Below are 19,435 nucleotides of genomic sequence, written 5' to 3'. Positions count from 1 at the left end.
GAACAGCATCGCGTTTGAAATCGTCACTGAATTTGGCTGTGCTCATGATGGCCTCCTTGCCTCAAATTTAGGGAAGAAGGCGTCTACAAATCTAGGGGCTATTCATCTCCACGGATGCGCAAGATCGGGGACGAAGGGCGTCACAACGACGTGCAGCCCAAAGAGCCGATGATCTCGCACCCGTCATTTCAGAGATGCGTGACCGAAAACTATCTCTCAATGCGATGGCTAGGGAGTTGAGTGAGAGAGGTATCCCGACGGCTCGTGGAGGCGCGGTTTGGAAGGCAGCCCAAGTTGGTCGGGTTATGGCTAGGCTTGATATTCGGTGATTTTTGAATGGCCGCTAGCACGAGCGAGGTCACCACATCGATCAGCACTGTGGATTGGTTATTTCAGCTACACGGTTGTATCTTCCTCATCACAAAACCTAAGGCTAGTGTGAGCCTTGTAGACACTGGCTAACAGAGGAAGACGGGGGGCTGCCATTATGCAGGTTTTTATCGGGATCGCATATTTTGCGGTTGGTATCATTCAGCTTTTTGCGATTATCGATGGCATTGATCATGCGCTCGGGTGGGGCGGCGTTATCAGCTTCATTCTGGCCATGGTAGTAACTTACATCCCGGTGCTGGGATCCGTCTTGGGAGTTTACGGGGCTGTCAACGCTTGGGACTGGAGCTTCTGGCAAGCGGCTACCCTGTTCTTTTGGTACATTCCAGTAATTGCTATTATGGGCATTGCATCAATGGCTCTTGAGAGACGACGTTGAGCATCCCATCGACAGAAGAATGGTTCTCCCTATCAACACGGAGAAACAGAAAGAGTTTTATACTCGCCACTCTAATCTTGAATTTGATTTTAGGCGGCGTGATCTTAGCTCTTTGGTTCTTCGAGGCACGTCAAAGGTCGGGCCAAATTCTGTTCCTCTTTTTCTTCGCACCTTACGTGATCTGTGGATACACCTTAACCGCTCAGCGTCTTCGGGATATGGGCATCACTGGGTGGCTTGCTTTGCTCTGGTTAGTAACCGGCATTGCCGACCAGTACGTCGGGGGCGCAGCCTCCTTAGCACTGTTTTTGGTGCTTTGCGCCGTACCAGGTACTCAGGGACCAAATCGATACGGGCCAGACCCGCTAGAAGATATGTGGGAACAATCAGGATGATCAACCATTCACGCTTCTATCTGCTGATCCCATCCGCCCTGTTGATACTAGCGGTGTTGCCGATGCCATATGGTTTCTACACCTTTCTCCGCATCGCAGTTACCCTCGCCGCCGTCATCGCAGCGTACGTTATCTATCAAGCAAGCCAGTCTCTCCGTTGGGAAGTGGTGGTGATGGGTTTGGTAGCAATACTCTTCAATCCAGTGTTTCAGGTCTCACTGAGCCGGACAATCTGGTTACCGATCGATCTGCTATGTGCAGCGCTATTCTTCTACGTCGCAGTGACAAGACCTAGAAGACCGGCAGCTTAGCCATTTTGTATCACCGCTAAATTCAATCAGGAGATATTGCGTTCATGCCGGTTTCCTCCAAAGAACAAGATGAGATCCAACGCTTCGTCGAAGGAGCGAGTGCCGAAGAGCGAGAAAATGCCCTCCAGGCTGCCTACGAAAAGCTGAGCCAAGTAAAGCACCTTGCTGACAGGAAGCTCTTGGACAATGCGGAAATGCGGATAGGCGAACTCTCGATTGAGATGATTGCCCGCATAGAGGCATTTGAACAGGGTAAGGGTTCCTTCTTTCGGCTCAAGAGACGGATGCAACTTGCCGCATCGATAAGGAAGGCGTGACGAGTATCCGGCCCGCTGTCCGTATCTAACGCGCAACTTTGCTTACCGAGTGCTGGCTTCGCAGCGAGATCGATTGCTTGACATACCGAGATCTCAGCGGAGCCGGGAGTAGCGGAACGGCTGCCGACGAAGCCGAGAATGACCACGAAGCGTATCATATACTCCGAGCTAAGGGCGGAATGATCTAGTCCTGCGCAATACCGATACAAAACTCGGATGTCTTGTCAGCGTTGACGATCTGCTCCCCAATTTGTTTCGCACGAAAGGTCGCGACCTGTTCAGCAGCTTCTCGATCGATACCAAGATCGCTCATGGCGGCTCTGATCATCTGGTCATACATTGCAGGATCGGGCAGGTCACAAAGAGCCCTCGAAAGGAGCGCGAAGGCTGCCATTTCGATGTAGCTGATATCTTCGGCTGGTACAGGAGTTGTAGTGAGTGTACCGGCGACGGCCAGCATGGCGACAAAACGCATCAAAACCCTCATCTAACTGAACGTCACGGCGCGGATGAGCCGTGTCTGTACTCATAGCGGTTATGGTCTAGTCGGGCTACAATCTTTTGTAGCTGATCGGCTGGGATGCAATCCTTGTCCAGCGCCAGCATCTGCTTGTCGTAGGCCGCGATCTTGACCACATCGAAGAGGTTCTTGATTTGACTAGTCTGCTAACGCATCGTGCTAGTGCCATGGACGGAAAACTCAGGCAGAGCATGACGCGAAAGGGATTGTGATTGAAGTACGCGCTCGTCGATGGTCGTCGCCGTGAAGCCGAGACCGGGCTTCAGGGAGTATGTCAAGGATGTGGCTTACCAATGATAGCCAAATGCGGACGTAAGAGAGTTCATCATTGGGCGCACCGAACCGCTAACTGTGACAAGTGGGGGGAGCGGGAAACAGCCTGGCATCGTAATTGGAAAAACGAGTTCCCAGAGGACTATCAAGAAATTCGGATGGAAGACCTGGACGGAGACGTTCATATTGCTGACGTGCGACTTCCAAATAATACGGTGATTGAGTTCCAGCACTCGTACCTTCCAGAAGCCGAAAGGCGTTCCCGAGAGGACTTCTACAACCCGATGGTATGGATCGTGGATGGAACTAGAAATGCAAGGGATGTGTCCACTTTCGCGGACTTCTTGTCTGTCAGCTCCATGTATTGCGATGAGATCTGTGGCCTGGGCTTACCACTGCGCCCCATTAAACTGGTCGATAACTGGATTAGATGTGTCCATCCCGTTTATCTCGACTTTGGTGATGCTGAATTTCCGGCTATCGAGCCTCCTCCAGAGAGGGTGCTTTGGCGGGTCAGAGAGGCTCGCACGTACCGCTTTGTCGCCACCCCTTTTCTGAAGCAGAGTGTGATCGATCACTACACCCTAGGCTCCCCGTTGGAGGCCTACGATTTTCGCCGCATTCCTCGTAGTGACCCTCGTTTTGGGTAGCCAACAGGAAAGCAGCTCAACCATGTGAAACGATGCCATCGCGAAAGGCCACCACGGACCGCTTCTAGTCCGTGTTCAGGACCCACACTGAGGCCGACAACGCGAACGGTACAAAGCTTGACCTCAAAAAGGTACAAGCTATGATGTTTGCATGAGGATGAGAGGCTAAGCGAAGACTCAGTAAGTCATTGATAACAAAATGGAAACTCAAGACCCTGGCCAACTGACAGCTGGCCAACCGAATGCCTCTTCTGGGCACCATTCCCTTAGGTTAACCCCTTGATATCCAATCGGTTTCTGTCAGATCCCGAGCGGAGGGTAGACCATGTGGGTGACCAAAGACGCCCCTTTTCTCTATATCAAGCGTGGCGTGTACTATTTCTCACGACGCATCCCGGAAGACCTCAAGGGCCACCACAAAAGCCCTCGCATTGCGATTTCGCTTCGAACCAAGTCAAAAAAAGTTGCACGGGGTGGAGCGATCGGCCTCGCAGCAAAGCTGGACCAAGTCTGGCTGACGCTTCGGAGGAAGATCTCGGAGAACCCACTGCGTCGCTTCCTTCATCGACATTCGCCTTGTGAAATCGCTGCGGTGAGCGAAGGGATCACCTTCACCGAAGCCAAAGAGCTGCATGTTGGCACAAAGAAGGAGGCCGGTCCGCCAGCTTCACCCAGGCGGCCGAGCGCTGCACCGGGTATCTGATTGGCCGCCACGGCGACAAACCCGTCGACACCTGTGCCCACAACGAGGTCAACCAGTTTCGGAACGCCTTGTTTGAACGGGGGCTGTCGAAGGTGCGCGAAGCGGACACTCAACACTGTCCGCGCAATCGTGAACTTCGCAGCCAGAGAGAACGGCTTGCCTGAGATAAAGGCCTTCCCGGTGGTCGTCATCGGTGACGAAGCTATCGCACCGGTCGCGAAACCAACTTCCAATCCCCTTGATGTCCTGGCGATCGTCCAATGCTCCAGCAGGAAGATCAATGACGAGCCTCGGAGGCTTGTTGCGCTGATCAGCGATAAGGAGATGCGACTGGGCGATGCTGCCGGTCTCGTTCGACAAGATGCCGTTCTGGATGGCGAACACCCTCATGTCATCGTCAGGGTTCACCCGTGGCGTCGCCCCAAGACCAAGGGTAGCGAACGGGCCATCCCGTTGGTGGGCGCCTCTCCATCAGCCGCTATGGGGGCCTGTGAGGCCACCAAGGGTCCCTTCCTGCTTCCCCGGTACCGTGGCCCGGACGGGAACACCGCAAACTCCGCCAGCGGCGCCCTGAAGAGCATGTCCTCCAGACATCATAAGGCGTAGAGGCATCCAAGGCCTGGAGCCTAAACCTCGGTCACGACCAGATGGGGACTGCCTTCACCAGCCACGGAGCGGTTGCGACCGGGACCCAGGGGCAGACAGCCTCAGCGCTTGAAAACGACCCGGACAGGCACTGCAGAAGTGAAACAACACAGATAGCAGCGACGGCGAAACGCCTTCGCGCTCCCTATCGACCACAGCTTGATCCCGTCCGCTGGATGAACACAGATCAGGATGCCTGTCGCCTTCGGGCTGTGAAAAAGAGGGCCGCTCCCAACAAGTCCTTCTCGTCGGGACAGAGCGCCAGCGTTGTTACATTCTGCTGGTGCGTGATCTCGTAGCCTGCTCGTTCGAGTATCCTTCGATAATTGTGGTTGAACAAAACCCCTTTTCGAGCGATCGATATGTCGGGCATATCATCAAAACTGAAATATCGAAGGTGATGACGCGACAGGCCATCCCCCTCCCATCCCATGATGTAGTCCACTCCCGCCTGAGCCGCCGCCGCGTAAATCCTTTCCACCAACTCAGGATAGAGAAAGCAGGTTGTCCGGACGTGAAAAAGCAGTCTCGGGCCTGGCAGTTCCTTCATCTGAGGCAGAAAGTCGAATATGTCTCCAGATTCGAACGACATGTTCGGGAGCGCATAGGCTTCCTGGTTAAGTGTTGCGACGAATTCCTGACGGTCAATGCCAACAAAGCGGGTATCGCGCAGTTTGTCCGCCGGTCGAGCGATGATCTCCGCGCACAATGAACCGAAATCAAGGACCGTACCGATACCGTGCTTGCCTATGAAATCCGTAAGTTGGACGTCGAGCTCGTCGATCAGATGCCCGTCGCCGGACTGATGGCGTCCCTGGGTTATAAAATGTTCGAAATATCCTGCCCACGTCTGGCGCGTTAGTGCATCATCGTAAATGTCAAACGATTCCGATCGCGACAGGCGCCTATTCTTGATAGCGTCGGCGAGATCGGCCGCCGACGATTGTACTTCAAGGCTTTCTGTCTTCAACAGCTCTTCCACGAAAGGCCGGACACTATCGAGGTTCTGGTTCGCCTTTGCGATGTTCCCATCGCGAAGATCCACATTCAGTTGGAAGAGTGTAACCATCACATCGTCTGGAAATCTCGTCCTGAGCTTCTGAACGGTTTCGGCTTCGCCGGGGAAATCGCCCTTGGCACCCTGTATCCTGGCGAGCAACATTCCCAGAAACGGATCATCGAAATCCTCGATGTGGGATGCAATCAGAGATTCGGCCAGATCCAGATGCCCCGCGCCATACTCGCCCGCAGCAAGAATCAAATCGAATACAACATTTCCAGCATGGTGATGATGATAGTAAGGCGTATTGATTAACTTAAGTTTTTCCGGACGCACCACAAAAAACAGCGCAAATCGCCTGAGGCAAGCGATCTTGTCGTCTGCGTTATCAAACACACTTTGAAGCTGCGCGATGTTGGGCTCAAGCAAGTAGTCCAGTGGGCGCAAACTCTCGAGGGCATCGGTGACTTGATCCGATGGCAAATGCGCGTTTGCAGGTTCCCGGTTTCCTGTCTGTTCGGATCCCTGGTTTGCCGCGTCTGCAGATGGCTGGGTCGAAGAACGTGGACCATCTCGATCGTTGACGGAACGGGGATCAAAGCGGCGCAGAAATCTAAGCATATATTTGTTCCATTCTGGTCATTTCAGAAAGTGTCTACAGTGTGGTGTATCGACGAGCAATGCATCGTATCCGTCCGCATGGGCATGAAGATGTTTCTCCTGGTGGATGGTTGAGAGACAAAAGTCCCTTCGATGGATTCCCGACTGATCAGTCTTGTGCGACTATTATGGATGCTTGCAGGAATATCCTTCCCGGTATCTTCGGCCGACCGCAAAAAGGCTGCACATATCATCACTGATCCGTAGTCGCCTCAAAGAATATTTCTGGAGTTCCCGGATCATCCTTGCCGGAGGCGATGGATTTGGCACCAACGCGATTATGGCCGCCACCGGTATGGGGGCAGCGCTTGCAGTTTCGACCGCGTTGGTTCTTGGGCTGGTCTACATATCAAGTGGTCAACCGGCCGCCTTCATCTATTTTCAGTTCTGATTGCGACGAACATGGAGCTCTGATACGTGCCGATACCGCCACCGATGAACTGATCATGCTTGATATAGGGACGTTGTTGCCGATCGTGCCGCTGGATCGAGCTGAACGTCAGAACGTTATCCGTGCGGTTTGCGGAAGCCTGAATGCCGAGTTAGCGTTGTTGCTTCACCACAGGCTGGAACAATTTTTGTCTTTACTCGCACCTGCAAACTTACAACGCTCAAATCGTCCACAACAATGCGGGCAGTCCTTTGAGAAGCGAAAATCGTGAATCATTCTCTATCTGAAAAACAGGGCCATCAATCTTCGCGACAATATTGTCTCCGAAAAGGCGTAATTTGCACGGATGGAGGTGCGCTGAAAAAGTCTCCAAGGTCATGGAAAAATTGGTGCGATCAGTGACGCCTTTGTCCACAAAAGCAGAGTCGGGAAGAACGAACAGTTCCGAAATTCGTACCGACTTGCGGATCTGCCGCCGTGGGCTCGCTGTCGCCGGTCTGTTCTCCCTGGCCCTCAACCTGCTCATGTTGACCATACCGCTCTACATGATGACGGTCTACGACCGGGTGCTGACCAGCCGCAGCGAAGAGACCCTCCTCATGCTGTCGATCCTGGCGGTCGCGGCGCTGGTCGCGATCGGCCTGCTGGAAGCAGTAAGGCAACTGGTGCTGACCCGGGTCGCTGCCCGTCTGCAGACGAGCCTCGGAGGCCCGATCCTTGATGCCTCCTTGCAGACCGGCAAGGATTCCGGCAGCGACGTGCAGGGGTTGCGGGACCTCGACCAGGTTCGCCAGTTCGTCTCCTCGCCCCTGGTCAGCGCACTTTTTGATGCTCCCGTGGCGCCGATTTATCTCGCCCTCATGTTCCTGATCCACCCGCATCTGGGCTGGCTGTCGCTGGGCGCTGCCCTGCTCATCGTGTTCGTAGCGATCGTCAACCAGCGTTTCTCACGCAAGCCGCTGGCCGAGGCGACCCAGCATTCCGCTGCCGCCTTGCGCAAGGCGCAGGTCCAGGCGCGTAATGCCGAGGTAGTCCGCGCAATGGGCATGTTTCCCGATTGTGTGGAGTCTTGGGGGGCGGATGCTGCCCGGTCGCTCAAGGCCGCCGGCCGTGCCAGCACGCGCAATGCGGTGCTCAACGGCCTGAGCAAGTTCCTGCGGCTGTTTCTGCAGATCGCGATTCTCGGCTACGGAGCCTACCTGGTGCTTGCGGACAACAGCCTGAGTGCCGGGATCATCTTTGCGGCCTCGATCATCTCCGCGCGCGCGCTGGCGCCGCTGGACCAGGCCGTTGGCGGCTGGCGATCGCTGGCTTCGGCGCACCAGGCATGGCGGCGCCTGCAACAACAGCTCCGGGCGGCGCCGGCAGGACCAGCGCCGATGGCCTTGCCCGCACCCGAGGCGAGGCTTTCGGTCGACAAACTGGTGTTCTTGCCGGAAGCTGGTGCGGTCCCTGTTCTCAAGGGCCTGTCGTTCTCCGTCGATCCCGGCGAGGTGGTAGGGATCATCGGGCCAAGTGGCGCCGGCAAATCCACCCTGGCCCGGCTGCTGGTGGGAGCGATTGCTCCATCCGCGGGGGTGATTCGTCTTGGCGGTGATGACCTGCAGAACTGGTCCCCGGAAGCGCTGGGACCCCATATTGGCTATGTACCGCAGGACGTAGAGCTTTTCCCCGCATCCGTCGCCCAGAACATTGCGCGGTTGAGCGGTTCCCCGGACCCGGAGAAGGTGGTGGCGGCCGCCCGGATGGCAAACTGCCACGAGCTTATTCAGAGCCTGCCACAGGGCTACGACACCGTACTGGGTCTCAACGGATACGCTCTCTCCGGAGGCCAGCGGCAGCGCATCGCGCTTGCCCGGGCCTTCTTCGGCAACCCCAGGCTGGTCGTTCTTGACGAACCAAATGCAACACTTGACAGTCAGGGAGAAGAGGCGCTGATTGTTGCACTTCGGCAGGCGCAGTCCAGCGGTATGGCCTGTGTCATCATCACACAAAGAACCAGCGTCTTGCCCGCTCTCAGCAAGATGATGTTGCTGCGGGACGGCCAGATTGAAGCCTTCGGTTCCAAGGACGAGGTCATGAAGAGCCTGATCCGGCCTGCCGGCCAACCGGAACCGGCCGGACAGAAGGCCAACGCAGACACGCTCGCCCGAATTACCGCCCGGTTCGGCTGATCGGCTGAAAGCCAAGGATGACGAAGATGGTATGGCACAATGGAGTAAAAACAGGCATTACATGGCCGGTATTGGTTGGCCTAGTGACGCTTGCCACCGGCCTGGGCGGGTTCAGCGCCTGGGCGGCCATGGCACCGCTGGAGGGCGCAATCATTGCCCAGGCCAAGGTGGCGGTCCTGGGCCGCAACAAGGTGGTCCAGCATCTCGAAGGCGGAATCGTCAAGGAGATCTTCGTCGAGGACGGGCAGCGTGTCGTTGCCGGTGATGCCCTGCTTGTTCTCGACGATACGGCCATCCGATCACAGCACAACCGTCTCAAGATCCAGCTTGCCACGCTGGATGCAATCATCGTCCGGGCCCTTGCTGAACGAAACGGATCGCAAACACTGACATTTCCGGCTGCCCTTGCAGCAAGCCAGGAAAGCCCGGTGGCGACGCTGCTCAAGGACCAGCAAGCGGAATTCGAAGCAGGATTGCACCAGCATCGTGCAAAGCTAGCCATCATGCAGCAGCAGATCGCTGCACTCGAAGAACAGATTTCCGGTCATGCGGTCCAGAAAAGAGAAACCCGATTCCAGATCGAACTTCTCGCCGAGGAGCTCCAGTCGCTCGAAGCTTTGCTTGCTGAAGGCCTCACACGCAAGAAAGAGGTGCTGGCGCTGAAGCGTTCCGAGGCCACACTCAAGGGTGCGGAAGGCCAGCTGGCGGCGGCGATCGCACAGGCCAGGCAATCAATCGCCGAGATCCGGGAACGGATCAATCAGACCGAAAGCGAGCGTGTCGGAAATGCCTCGGCGCTGCTGAGCGAAGTTCGCTCCAAGCGGTCGGAAATCATCGAGCAGCTCAACTCGACCGCGGATGTCAGCGCGCGCGTGGTCGTCAGGGCACCGGTTTCAGGCAACGTGATCGGACTTGCGAAATCCCATCCCGGCGCAGTGATTGCACCGGGCCAGGAGATCATGACGATCGTGCCCGAGGGAACCGCACTTGTGGTCGAAGCCCAGATCCGTCCTCAGGATATCGACGAGGTTCGGATTGGACAGGCAGCGTGGCTGACCTTCTCCGCTTTCGATCCGCGCGAGACGCCGCCTGTATCCGGCGAGGTGATCTATGTCTCTGCCGACCGGCTTGAAAACCAGCGCACCGGCGAAGCCTACTACATTGCCCGGCTGGAGGTGTCGAAGGACGCGGTTCCCGGCTTCGATCCTGCACGGCTTGCACCTGGACTTGGAGCGGAGGTTTTCATCACCACCGGCGGCCGTACATTCCTCAACTATCTGACAGCGCCGTTGACGCGGGTGCTGAGCCGCTCTTTCAGGGAAACCTAGAAAAGCCTATTACGCCCAGCGGCGCTACCCGCCTGAACCGGGAACGCCTGCTGCAGCGCACCGAACGAAAAAGGACACCAAATGCCAGCGGTCACAACATATGCCAAGACTTCCAACGCCTATATCGACGGCGTTCTGGGTGATCTGAAATGGGCCGTCGGTGCACTCACCTTCAGCTTTCCGGCAAGTGGATCCTATTACGGAGCAAGCTATGGCTGGGGAGAAACGTCTAACAACTTCGGAGCGCTCTATTCGACCCAGATAGCCACCTCCCGTACCGTGTTCAGTTCGATTTCGGCGGTGACTAATCTGACTTTCACCGAGATCACCGAAACCTCCGTGCAGCATGCCGATCTGCGCTTGGCCAGATCCGACGCACCCAGCACTGCCTGGGCCTACTTCCCGAGCACTGCCGCCGAGGGAGGAGACTCCTGGTTCAACAATTCCTCCGGTTACTATTCCAACCCGGTGAAGGGCAACTACGCCTATGCGACCTTCTTCCACGAAGTGGGTCATGCACTTGGGCTGCAACACACGCATGAAGCCTATGTGATGCCGACGGATCGCGATTCGATGGAATATTCGCTCATGACCTATCGTTCCTATGTCGGGGCAAGCGTCGGCGGCGGCTACATAAACGAAGCATGGGGCTATGCACAGTCGATGATGATGTATGACATCGCAGGACTGCAGCATATGTACGGTGCGAATTACGCCACCAACAGCGGCAATACGACCTATACATGGAGCCCGGCAACAGGCGAGATGTTCATCAACGGAATCGGCCAGGGAGCACCCGGCGGCAACCGCATTTTCCTCACGATCTGGGACGGCGGTGGCGTTGATACCTACAATTTCTCCAACCATGCCACCGACCTGACAGTCAATCTGAACCCCGGCGGCTGGAGCACGACATCCGCCACCCAGCTCGCGAAGCTGCATTACCTGGGGTCCGAAATTGCCACCGGCAACATTGCCAATGCCCTGCTCTACAACGGCGACGCACGCTCGCTCATCGAGCGGGTAATCGGCGGCTCCGGTCACGATTCGATCACAGGCAATGATGCGAACAATGAACTGTTTGGCGGCAGCGGCAACGATATGCTGTTTGGCGGGGCGGGAGCCGACCGGCTCTACGGAGGTCCGGGTGGTGACCGGCTCGATGGAGGCGACCGTTTCGATTACGCGATCTATGATGAGGCCAGCTATGGCGGATTCACGGCTTCATTGTACTACGCCGGCTGGAATACGGGGGTGGCGGCTGGTGACAGCTATTTCAGCATCGAGGGGCTGATTCTCGGGGTCAACAGCGACACTGGCTACGGCAACGATGCAGTCAATTACATCTATGGCAGAACCGGCAACGACACGATTTTCGGCATGGGCAACCAGGATTTCATTTTCGGTGAGGATGGCAATGACAACCTCATCGGCGGTGACGGCCATGATCACCTGTTTGGTGGCATAGGCGCGGACCTTCTGCAGGGCGGAAGCGGCTTCGACTATGTTCGCTACGACGAGGCCAACTATTCGGATTTCACGGTATCGCTATCCACACCCTCAAGCAATTCTGGTGTGGCGGCGGGCGATGTGATCACCGGTGTTGAAGGCCTCATTCTTTCAAGCGGCAATGATACCGCCTATGGCGACGGTCAGGCCAACTACATTTACGGCCGTGCCGGCAACGACACGCTCTACGGCCTTGCCGGCAATGATCATCTGTTCGGAGAAGCGGGCGCCGACCGCTTCATTTTCAACACCGCACCTTCGGACCGCAACACCGATGTCATAGGAGATTTCGTGTCCGGGCTCGATTCGATCGGCCTCGCCCGCCTTTACTTCGGGGCGGCGGATACCGGTGGCGGCGTGGCGCGGCTGACCCAAGGCGCCAACGCAGCGACCGCGCAAGCCACCTTGCTGTTCGACAGCACGACCAAGCTGCTGACCTTTGACAGTGACGGAACCGGGCCGGACGCCGCACAACCTTTTGCGCTCCTGGCAGATCTCAATTTCTTGGCCGAATCTGATCTCTTTTTTGTCTGATCCTGATGGTGGTTTGGTGCGATATGGATTCGGCGAACGCGTAACCTCTCCCAACTGACTTCCGGGTCTACAGCTGGCTCCCTGGCCTTCAGCTACGCCCAGCTTTACGTGATCGCCGGGTCGCCATCCCTTCAGCGCCCGCCGTCGTTTGCGAAGTCGGAAGCCGGTTTTGTTGTCAGTGCCAAGCAATCTGGCCTTCTGGATCATCGACCTTTTGAGTTCGTACTCTGCCATACACTGCTCAAAGCATGAGGCTTGTTCGTATTGTTCATGCAAAAGCAAAACCATTATTGATTAGATCAATACAATAGACAGGGAGTGCGGTGACTTTTCTGGGCGCCAATTCTTTGTCCCGGAGCGTTCCGGATGAGCCGGATGACCCCGCCAAAGGCGGGGTTGTTTGTTGGACTCGCAGGTTTCACGTGCTGCAGCGTCCTACAGCATGTGACGCACCTCGACAGTGTTTGCCTATCCCAGCGTCAAGACGAACCGCGCCTCGCGCGAAGAGCCGTCTTCGTGAACGGTGAGCAACCTGATCGTCCAAGTGGTTTCGCCACCGAACAGCTGTCCGGGAATGTCCACAATCGCGCCGTTGCGCGGCTCGGTAAGCTCGAGATCGAGTTTTGCCCAGGCGTCTGGGTCATCCGACTTGCCGAGTTGAATCTCGGCCCTCGCAAACTTGTCTGCGTCCGTCTCGCCATTCAGCCGCAGATGCGGAACCCCGTTGCGGCTGACCACCTCCACTCCCGAAATCCGGCTTTCCACGAAGTAGTCCGGATCGGCGGTGATGGCGGCAGCGGCATTCAGAAGGCCATAACCGGTATAGTTGTCCATGCCGGGTGTATCTATGTCGCGCGCCGAGTTGAGGATCATGCGCTTGACCTGGTCGGCGGTCAGATCCGGATTGTCCGACAGGATCAGCGAAGCGGTCCCCGCCACGATCGGCGCAGCAAAGGATGTCCCGCTGGCGCGAAAATAGGCGCGTGATTGGCCGACAATGCCTTCGCCCGGTTCATAGGCGACATCGTCGATCAGCGCCAGCAGATCTGTCTTCTGGGCCCGGAGGCTGAGCACGTCGACGCCCGGCGCGGCGATATCGACTTGCGGTCCCCAATTGGAAAACTTGGCGCGGTTGTCATCGCGATCGGTCGCCGAAACTGTAATGACCCCGGGCAGTCCGGCCGGCGCATAATCGTCGAGGCTGGATGCGCCGTTGCCGGCGGCGACAACGATGACGACGTCGTTCGCAGTCGCGTATTCGATCGCCGCCTTCTCGATATTAGTTGGCTGGCGGCCGCCCACGCTGAGATTGATCACTCTGGCGCCGGCGTCAACCGCATAGGCGATCGCCTCCGCCGTCATTGAGGCATGGCCCCTGCCAAATGGATCGAGCGCCCGCAACACCATGACTTGCGCCAACGGATTGATTCCAGCAATGCCGACACCGTTGTTCTGCGCCGCGCCGATTATGCCGGCGACGAACGTCCCGTGGCCATCCTGATCCCAAGGCTCGTTGCCATCCTCGACGAAATCCCAGCCGATCATGTCGTCGATATAGCCGTTGCCGTCGTCGTCGAAGCCGTCATAGGCTTCCTCCTCGCCGTTCTCCCAAATAGAGCCCTTCGGCAAGTCGGGGTGCTGCCAGTCCAGTCCGGAATCGATCACAGCGACGATCACAGGGCTCAAGTCTGCGCGAGCAAGGGCCCATGCCGAGTCTTCGCCATCGTGATAACCGACCCGTTTGATGGCCCACTGGTTGTCGAAGTCCTGCCCCCACAAGCCGCTCGACGAATAATGCGGGTCGTCGAGCTCCTCCTTGTTGCGGCAAGGATCGATCTCGACCGACTCGACCAATTCGGATCCGCCGGCTTCCTCGATGAACCGGTCCACTTCTTCGTTTGGCACTTTCACGACGAAAGCCGTTTTCGTGCCAACAGCAAACGAGCGCTTCTGGCAGATGAGGCTGCTGTTTCCGGCAACCGACCTGAGCAGCCCAGGTGTCTTGCTGCCCGGCTTTTCATCAACGGCTCCCGGGTGGGCGATGAGCACCATCTGGGTCGAATCATCCGGCCTTAGCTCATACTTGCCGAGAAGCCCGGTCGCGGTATTCGGCGCAACGCTCTCTAACCGCGAAACCTTTTTCTTGTCGCCGCAGTCCTTCCGGATTGTTGTCGCCTTCGGATTCGTTTCCAGCCGGTCGATCCTGTATTTTCCGGTCCGGTCGCTATTGCCACTTAGCGTCTCACCTTTTTTCGGAATCTCGACCAGGCGGCCCTTGATCGCCCGGGCATATTGTTTCTCAGTGATTTTTTGCCAATTCTTGAGTTTCTTGTCGCCCTTTTGCCGGACATACACCGAGTAGGCTCGCGTGACTTCGAGTTCAAATCGCGCGCTTCCCGCGACGTCGGATTTCGGCAAGGCGGCCTTCAGTTTTTCACCGAGATCCTGGTCGGATAGGTCGAGATCATCCACCACGATCGCCGCGGTCTTGGTTTCCCGGGATTTGAAGGGGGTGACCGAGTGTCGCTCGGCGCCTTTGTAAACGAACTCACCGCATTCGTCCCCGGACCGCCAGGTGACAGTCGCCTCTCCCACCAGGATGATTATCTCGTATTCATCGTCCGGATTGCCGCCCGTGACATCCTTGACAAGATGGGCCGTGGAGATCCGGGTTTTGACACGAATACCCTTGGCGGGAGCCGCGTATTTCCTGTCGGATTTCTTGAGCAGGCCGTTTGTCGTGATCAGCGGCACCCGGGGATCGACCGTGACGATCAATTCCCTGGTTCGGTCCTTCTTCAACATCTCCGGAACAGGTGGCCTCGAAACGACGCGGCCGGACTTCTTGGTTGACGCCCGGCGCCCTGCGGCATGCATCTTCGAGCTATCGAAACCGGATTCCGCCTTGTCCAGATTGCCGTCGGATTTCGTACCGTCGGTGACAGCCGGGTATGGGACCTTGGTTTTCGCTTTGGATGTGCCGGTCTTGGCTTTCTTTTTCGGCTTGCCGGCGGGTTCCGGATCGCCCTCATCCAGCCATGCGTCCAGTTCCTCGTCGGTCATGTCGGCCGGATTCCTGCTGTCCTGATCTCCCTCGTCGAAACTCGCCGGAAACTGCAGTGGTGTCGTGTTGAACACGATGGGAACGGCGCCGGTACTGGTGCTGGACCCGCCCGAGACATCCTCCAGATAGGCTGATGCGACCGCTGGCGGGTTGTCCCCATCATCGAGCGGAAGATCCGGTGGGTCGATGAGAGTCTTTAGTTGCACGGTCTGGTTCGGCGTGCCGGTTGCGCGATCCACCGTCGCAAGGTTCATGACCGTGGTGGTGGCCTTGACCAGGCCGAGATCGGGCTCTTCAGGCGTAAGGATTTCCTCATCGTCGAGTTCGTACTCCCTCGGAAAACTGACGAACGTCGGCGGAACCTCCTCATCTGTCGAAACCTCTTCCGGGCGACCGGGCGCTTCCGCCTGTTCGGGTGGCACAATCTGTGGGACCTGTTCGATCAGCGTCACCGTGGAGGGCGTCTCGAAACATTCGGGAACGGTTGGTGTTTCAGGTGTCTCGACGCCGGGGAAATCCTCATCCGGGGTTTCGGTCCAGTTGTCGCCGGCAAGGAACACCAGCTCTTCATCACGCTGCCAGCTTCTGATTGTGGTTGTCGTGGCAACGCACACGCCCGGCTCCTGCACTGCGACCGACTGTGCGAATGTCTCCGTTACGATGGTCTTGCCGGCAGGCAGGCATTTCTTGAGGCGTTCCTGAAGCCGCTCTATTTCCGCGGTCGTCCCTTCGGTGTCGGCTTTCTCCTTCCTCTGCTGCTTTCTAAGCTCCACCAGTTCCTTGATGCGGTCCTTGGTCTGCCCGCGTGCGAGAACGCGAATGAGATGCTGGACTGCATAGACTTCCTGGTGATTGCGATCGGTGGCAGCGCCCCAGAATCCGTCGTGCCGGTCGCCGTGATCGTGGTCGGCGGCATGTTCAATCCCGTCCTCGGTCTGGATTTCATGCCATTTTTCGTGAACGAACAATTCGGTCAGATAGTGAACCTTGCACCAGCTGTCCTCACTGCCCTCCGTATATTTGAAGTTCACGTATTTGCTATCGAAGAGAAATCCGTTCTTCTTGCATTTTTTCAACTCTATGCCGAGTTTCTTTGCGTACTTGAGCCTGTTTTGGTGAAGTTGCGCTTTCTGCTGGGGCGTGAGCGACTTTCCGACGTTTTTCTTGTATACTTTGTTTCTGAATTTCTTGATTTTTTTCGGATCACCGGTCGCAATGAAGGCATCCTCCGGGCAATAGGCCGCCTCGGTCTTTCCGTTTCCCTTATCCTCGCGGTCTTTCAGATTTCCATAGCCGTCTTCGAAAAAGTACCGCGAGTATTTCTCGGATGCGAGCTTCGACTTCTTTCGCGACAAACCCTCGATTGGCTGAAAGCGATCCTCCTGGACCACTTTCTCCATATTGGCCTTGATGCGACCGAGGAACGACTTGATGCTCTCGTCACGCTTGGTGAGATCGGTTGTCGAAACCTTCAGCGAGTCCTTGATCTTCCGGCCGCCGAAGCGGGTATTCGAAAGTCCGTCGAGATGTTTGATCGCCCTTTTGACATTCGCTTTCTGTCCATCGTTAAGCCCTGCCGGCGCTTGGAGCTGGGCCGCCGCCGGTAACACGCTTGCCACCAGGAACGCCGAAGCAACCAGGAGTCCGCACAGAAGATATGCTGAACTGGTTATGAGATAGAGGGTGCTAATACCGGTTCGAAGATACATGCTGGCCTCCGACATTGTCTTAAGCAAATTGCGGCTATCAAGCTGCCCCGCGCTTGCCATTCATGTCGGCATCAATTGCCGATCCTGATCTTCAGCCGCCCGTAGACCGACCAGCTGTTTCTGTTTCGATAGTCGACGTAGAGCGGAACCTCACCGGTGATGCGGGCGACCGGAACCTGCCAGGTCTCGAACTGGCCGCCGACTTCGAAAGCGACTTGCTCGCGTTCATAGCGCACGCCCCCGCGCACGACAGCGCCGATATCGAACAGGTTTCCGTACGCTTTGGCGAATTCGCTGCCAACGACGACACCGGTCATATCCAGTGCAGCTTTCGCATGTCCCCAGTTCTGAACAAGGCGTATGTCCCCCGAACCGAAAAGCGTGAAGTTGTCGCGGGGCGTGGTCGCAATCTCGGTGCCGATTTGAACACCCAGGCGTCTTGTCGATGTGGAGACGTCATAGGCGAAACCGACCGAACTGTTTGCAGATCGACCGCTGTAGGACAGGTCTTCCGATGTTTGCCCAACAAACACCTGAAAGGACGGCTCGATGTGCAAGCCCGATGTCTTGAGCTGCGTCGCAGCACCGGCTCGTACCATGATCTCCTGATACTTGTCCGCATAGTGAAGACTGTTGACATCCGCAAAGGCGGAATTGATCGCAACCCCGCCGTTAAAAAAACCGCCGGGGCCTTCCGGGCCGAGAATTCCGAGTCCATAGCCCCTCGCCGAGATGTTGGTTCCACTGGCGCTCGCCTCGCTAAGGCCGACCTGCACGCCGCCGATGAAATTCACCGTGCCGCTCCAGAACGGATCGCGGTGTCCGGTCGGATTTTTGAACGAGAAACCGACATGTGAAAAAGTGCCCTCTCGTTCAACAGCCGCGAAATTGGCGGCAACAAGGTTGAAGCCGCCGTCCTGCAGTCTGAGAGGCGAGAAAGAGCCGCGCGACATGGCGCCGATGCCTGCTTCGAATTCAATGTTCGGCGTGGCGTAGACGTCACCGACTTCCATTTCCGTCCGACCATCGGTCGTGGAATCGAAAGCCTGCTCTACCGCCGGGTCCGCCAAATCCGGCCGGGCGCTGCTGTCGGCGGCGCGGCCCGCTCCATCGTCCGGAACTCCGGCTGTTTTTGGCAAACCGCTTAGCGAGAGGGCCAAACTGACACCGCTCAGACGAGCCTGACGCCGGTCGATGACGTTGCCGCTCGCATCGCGAATAACAATAATGACGAGCCGGTCCTCATATTCGTCCGCGACCTCGAACTCTGCCGATCCGTCCTCCAAAACGGGAATGGAAACCGTATCCCGAGTCTGGACTACATCCTCTCCCCGTTCTGCACCGTCCTCGGCAGAGGCGGTCTGCGTCGGTTCGGCCTCGTCGGTGGATTGGCCCTCCGGAACGGGAACGGAAACTGTTTCCTGCGGCTCGCCCGTATCCAGCGGCTCGACCGTATCCTCTCCCTGTTCCCCGACCTCCCCGGGGGAGGCCGTCAGCGTTGTTTCAGCTTCGACGGCAGGTTGGTCCGATACGGAACCGTCTGTGGGGGCTTCGGCTGCATCGACCGGACGCAGGGGGATCGTTTCGCCGCTCAATGTCTCCAGGCTGATTGTCGTGCCCGGCAGCGGCATGCCTTCGGATATGTCGGTTACGGTGAGGGCGACAGCGCCGGCGGCAACAACGAAGGCGAAATATGCCAGTCCTGCCACAGTACTACGCTTCCACAAGGTCATGATGCCCTCCCGGTCTAAGCAAGGTTAACTTTAACCCGGGTTACGCAACAAATTCAAATCCGCGGGGACCGGCTTTCTCAAATATTCTTGAAACCATACGACCAGTGAGCCACCGGGATGGACCGCTCTCCCACCAAGCTGCAGCAATCATTACAGTTTTGACGGATGGACAAGTATTCAGATGGCAATTTGTATTTTGGGCACTGAGCCGGACAAGTGAACAGCCCCCGTTATTGCAGACGCCATCTTCCCTGAATTTGAGGCAAGGAGGCCATGATGGGCAAAGTCGATTGCAGTGACAGTTTCAAGCAGGATGCCGTGACTATGGTCAGCGGACGGGGCTACGCTGTTGCAGATGTTTGATGCAGCCGGGTGTGAGCCCGCACTCCCTCTAGGCGCGGAGGAAGGAGTTCTCACAGCTTCCGGCGGTGATGACAATCAAACCGGGATCAAGCAGTTGGAGCGCGAACTGACCAGGGTCACTCAGGAGCGCGCCATCTCAAAAAGCCACCGCGTGTTTCGCCAAAGGCGGAAAATTTGCAGCTTGCATCTCAGGAGACCTAAAGGCGCGGTGACTCTGCTTAACCGAAGGCCCGCGTTGGACCCTGTTTTCGGGCAGGTTCGCTACTAAATTATCAAGAACCGCCTCCTGTCCGGCGACGGCGGATTGGACCGTCCTGGACCTCCATGCATATGCCTGGCCCGTGGGGACAATTGGAGGAGAGCTTTTTTCCAAACAAATGCCAGCGA

The 19,435-nt window shown here is 57.0% G+C and carries 16 protein-coding genes; 11 read left to right on the top strand and 5 right to left on the bottom strand.

Annotated features, from left to right (window positions below):
- The first annotated feature begins 487 nt into the window (after positions 1 to 487).
- The 4 genes from CRO46_RS10515 to CRO46_RS10500 are packed head-to-tail and all read left to right on the top strand — an operon-like array spanning position 488 to position 1,792.
- Positions 488 to 769, top strand: a complete 282-nt coding sequence (locus CRO46_RS10515; protein ID WP_097107600.1) for a hypothetical protein — start codon at positions 488 to 490, stop codon at positions 767 to 769.
- Complete coding sequence (locus CRO46_RS10510; protein WP_097107598.1) at positions 766 to 1,164, top strand: DUF805 domain-containing protein; 399 nt, start codon at positions 766 to 768, stop codon at positions 1,162 to 1,164. The genes CRO46_RS10515 and CRO46_RS10510 overlap by 4 nt, the downstream gene beginning before the upstream one ends.
- Positions 1,161 to 1,475, top strand: a complete 315-nt coding sequence (locus tag CRO46_RS10505; protein WP_097107597.1) for a DUF6804 family protein — start codon at positions 1,161 to 1,163, stop codon at positions 1,473 to 1,475. The genes CRO46_RS10510 and CRO46_RS10505 overlap by 4 nt, the downstream gene beginning before the upstream one ends.
- Positions 1,476 to 1,519: 44 nt before the next feature.
- Positions 1,520 to 1,792, top strand: coding sequence for a hypothetical protein (locus CRO46_RS10500; protein WP_097107595.1), 273 nt, complete (start codon positions 1,520 to 1,522; stop codon positions 1,790 to 1,792).
- A gap of 184 nt (positions 1,793 to 1,976) precedes the next feature.
- On the opposite strand, the gene CRO46_RS10495 is transcribed toward CRO46_RS10500, so the two are convergent.
- Positions 1,977 to 2,267 carry a hypothetical protein gene (locus CRO46_RS10495; protein ID WP_097107593.1) on the bottom strand — a complete coding sequence of 97 codons (291 nt, stop codon included), beginning with the start codon at positions 2,265 to 2,267 and terminating at the stop codon, positions 1,977 to 1,979.
- A gap of 476 nt (positions 2,268 to 2,743) precedes the next feature.
- Between CRO46_RS10495 and CRO46_RS10490 the strand changes: the two genes are divergently transcribed.
- Both CRO46_RS10490 and CRO46_RS10485 read left to right on the top strand, forming a co-directional pair.
- On the top strand, positions 2,744 to 3,235 hold the full coding sequence (locus CRO46_RS10490; protein ID WP_097107592.1) for a hypothetical protein: 492 nt from the start codon (positions 2,744 to 2,746) through the stop codon (positions 3,233 to 3,235).
- Positions 3,236 to 3,560: 325 nt separating this feature from the next.
- Entirely contained in the window at positions 3,561 to 3,938 is a 378-nt protein-coding gene (locus tag CRO46_RS10485) for a DUF6538 domain-containing protein (RefSeq protein WP_097107590.1), read from the top strand.
- 48 nt (positions 3,939 to 3,986) lie between these two features.
- On the opposite strand, the gene CRO46_RS19835 is transcribed toward CRO46_RS10485, so the two are convergent.
- Together CRO46_RS19835 and CRO46_RS10475 are read right to left on the bottom strand one after the other, a co-directional pair.
- Positions 3,987 to 4,328, bottom strand: a complete 342-nt coding sequence (locus CRO46_RS19835; protein WP_143438998.1) for a hypothetical protein — start codon at positions 4,326 to 4,328, stop codon at positions 3,987 to 3,989.
- Positions 4,329 to 4,770: 442 nt separating this feature from the next.
- Positions 4,771 to 6,204: a hypothetical protein gene (locus CRO46_RS10475; protein ID WP_143438996.1), complete on the bottom strand. Its 1,434-nt coding sequence runs from the start codon at positions 6,202 to 6,204 to the stop codon at positions 4,771 to 4,773.
- Positions 6,205 to 6,488: 284 nt separating this feature from the next.
- Between CRO46_RS10475 and CRO46_RS19830 the strand changes: the two genes are divergently transcribed.
- The 4 genes from CRO46_RS19830 (at position 6,489) to CRO46_RS10460 (ending at position 12,179) form a co-directional block, all read left to right on the top strand.
- On the top strand, positions 6,489 to 6,905 hold the full coding sequence (locus CRO46_RS19830; RefSeq protein WP_143438994.1) for a hypothetical protein: 417 nt from the start codon (positions 6,489 to 6,491) through the stop codon (positions 6,903 to 6,905).
- A gap of 106 nt (positions 6,906 to 7,011) precedes the next feature.
- Positions 7,012 to 8,808: a type I secretion system permease/ATPase gene (locus CRO46_RS10470; protein ID WP_097107586.1), complete on the top strand. Its 1,797-nt coding sequence runs from the start codon at positions 7,012 to 7,014 to the stop codon at positions 8,806 to 8,808.
- A 17-nt stretch (positions 8,809 to 8,825) separates the two neighbouring features.
- A complete protein-coding gene (locus CRO46_RS10465; protein ID WP_097107585.1) occupies positions 8,826 to 10,136 on the top strand; it encodes an HlyD family type I secretion periplasmic adaptor subunit in 1,311 nt (436 codons plus the stop codon).
- Positions 10,137 to 10,217: 81 nt separating this feature from the next.
- A complete protein-coding gene (locus tag CRO46_RS10460; RefSeq protein ID WP_097107584.1) occupies positions 10,218 to 12,179 on the top strand; it encodes a M10 family metallopeptidase C-terminal domain-containing protein in 1,962 nt (653 codons plus the stop codon).
- Between the two features lie 468 nt (positions 12,180 to 12,647).
- On the opposite strand, the gene CRO46_RS10455 is transcribed toward CRO46_RS10460, so the two are convergent.
- The gene (locus CRO46_RS10455) at positions 12,648 to 16,274 is read right to left on the bottom strand and encodes a S8 family peptidase (RefSeq protein ID WP_179759015.1); all 3,627 of its coding nucleotides are present in this window, start codon (positions 16,272 to 16,274) and stop codon (positions 12,648 to 12,650) included.
- Between CRO46_RS10455 and CRO46_RS19960 the strand changes: the two genes are divergently transcribed.
- Positions 16,224 to 16,850, top strand: a complete 627-nt coding sequence (locus tag CRO46_RS19960) for a hypothetical protein (RefSeq protein WP_179759014.1) — start codon at positions 16,224 to 16,226, stop codon at positions 16,848 to 16,850. The two genes, CRO46_RS10455 and CRO46_RS19960, sit on opposite strands and share 51 nt — an antisense overlap.
- Before the next feature lie 173 nt (positions 16,851 to 17,023).
- Here the strand turns inward: CRO46_RS19960 and CRO46_RS10450 are convergent, their stop codons facing one another.
- The gene (locus CRO46_RS10450) at positions 17,024 to 18,685 is read right to left on the bottom strand and encodes a hypothetical protein (protein ID WP_143438992.1); all 1,662 of its coding nucleotides are present in this window, start codon (positions 18,683 to 18,685) and stop codon (positions 17,024 to 17,026) included.
- Between the last annotated feature and the right edge of the window lie 750 nt (positions 18,686 to 19,435).

Source organism: Parahoeflea halophila, assembly GCF_900220985.1.
GTDB classification, from domain to species: domain Bacteria; phylum Pseudomonadota; class Alphaproteobacteria; order Rhizobiales; family Rhizobiaceae; genus Hoeflea; species Hoeflea halophila.
Note: the sequence above shows the minus strand (reverse complement) of the source record. Positions and strands in the feature narration are given on the sequence as shown.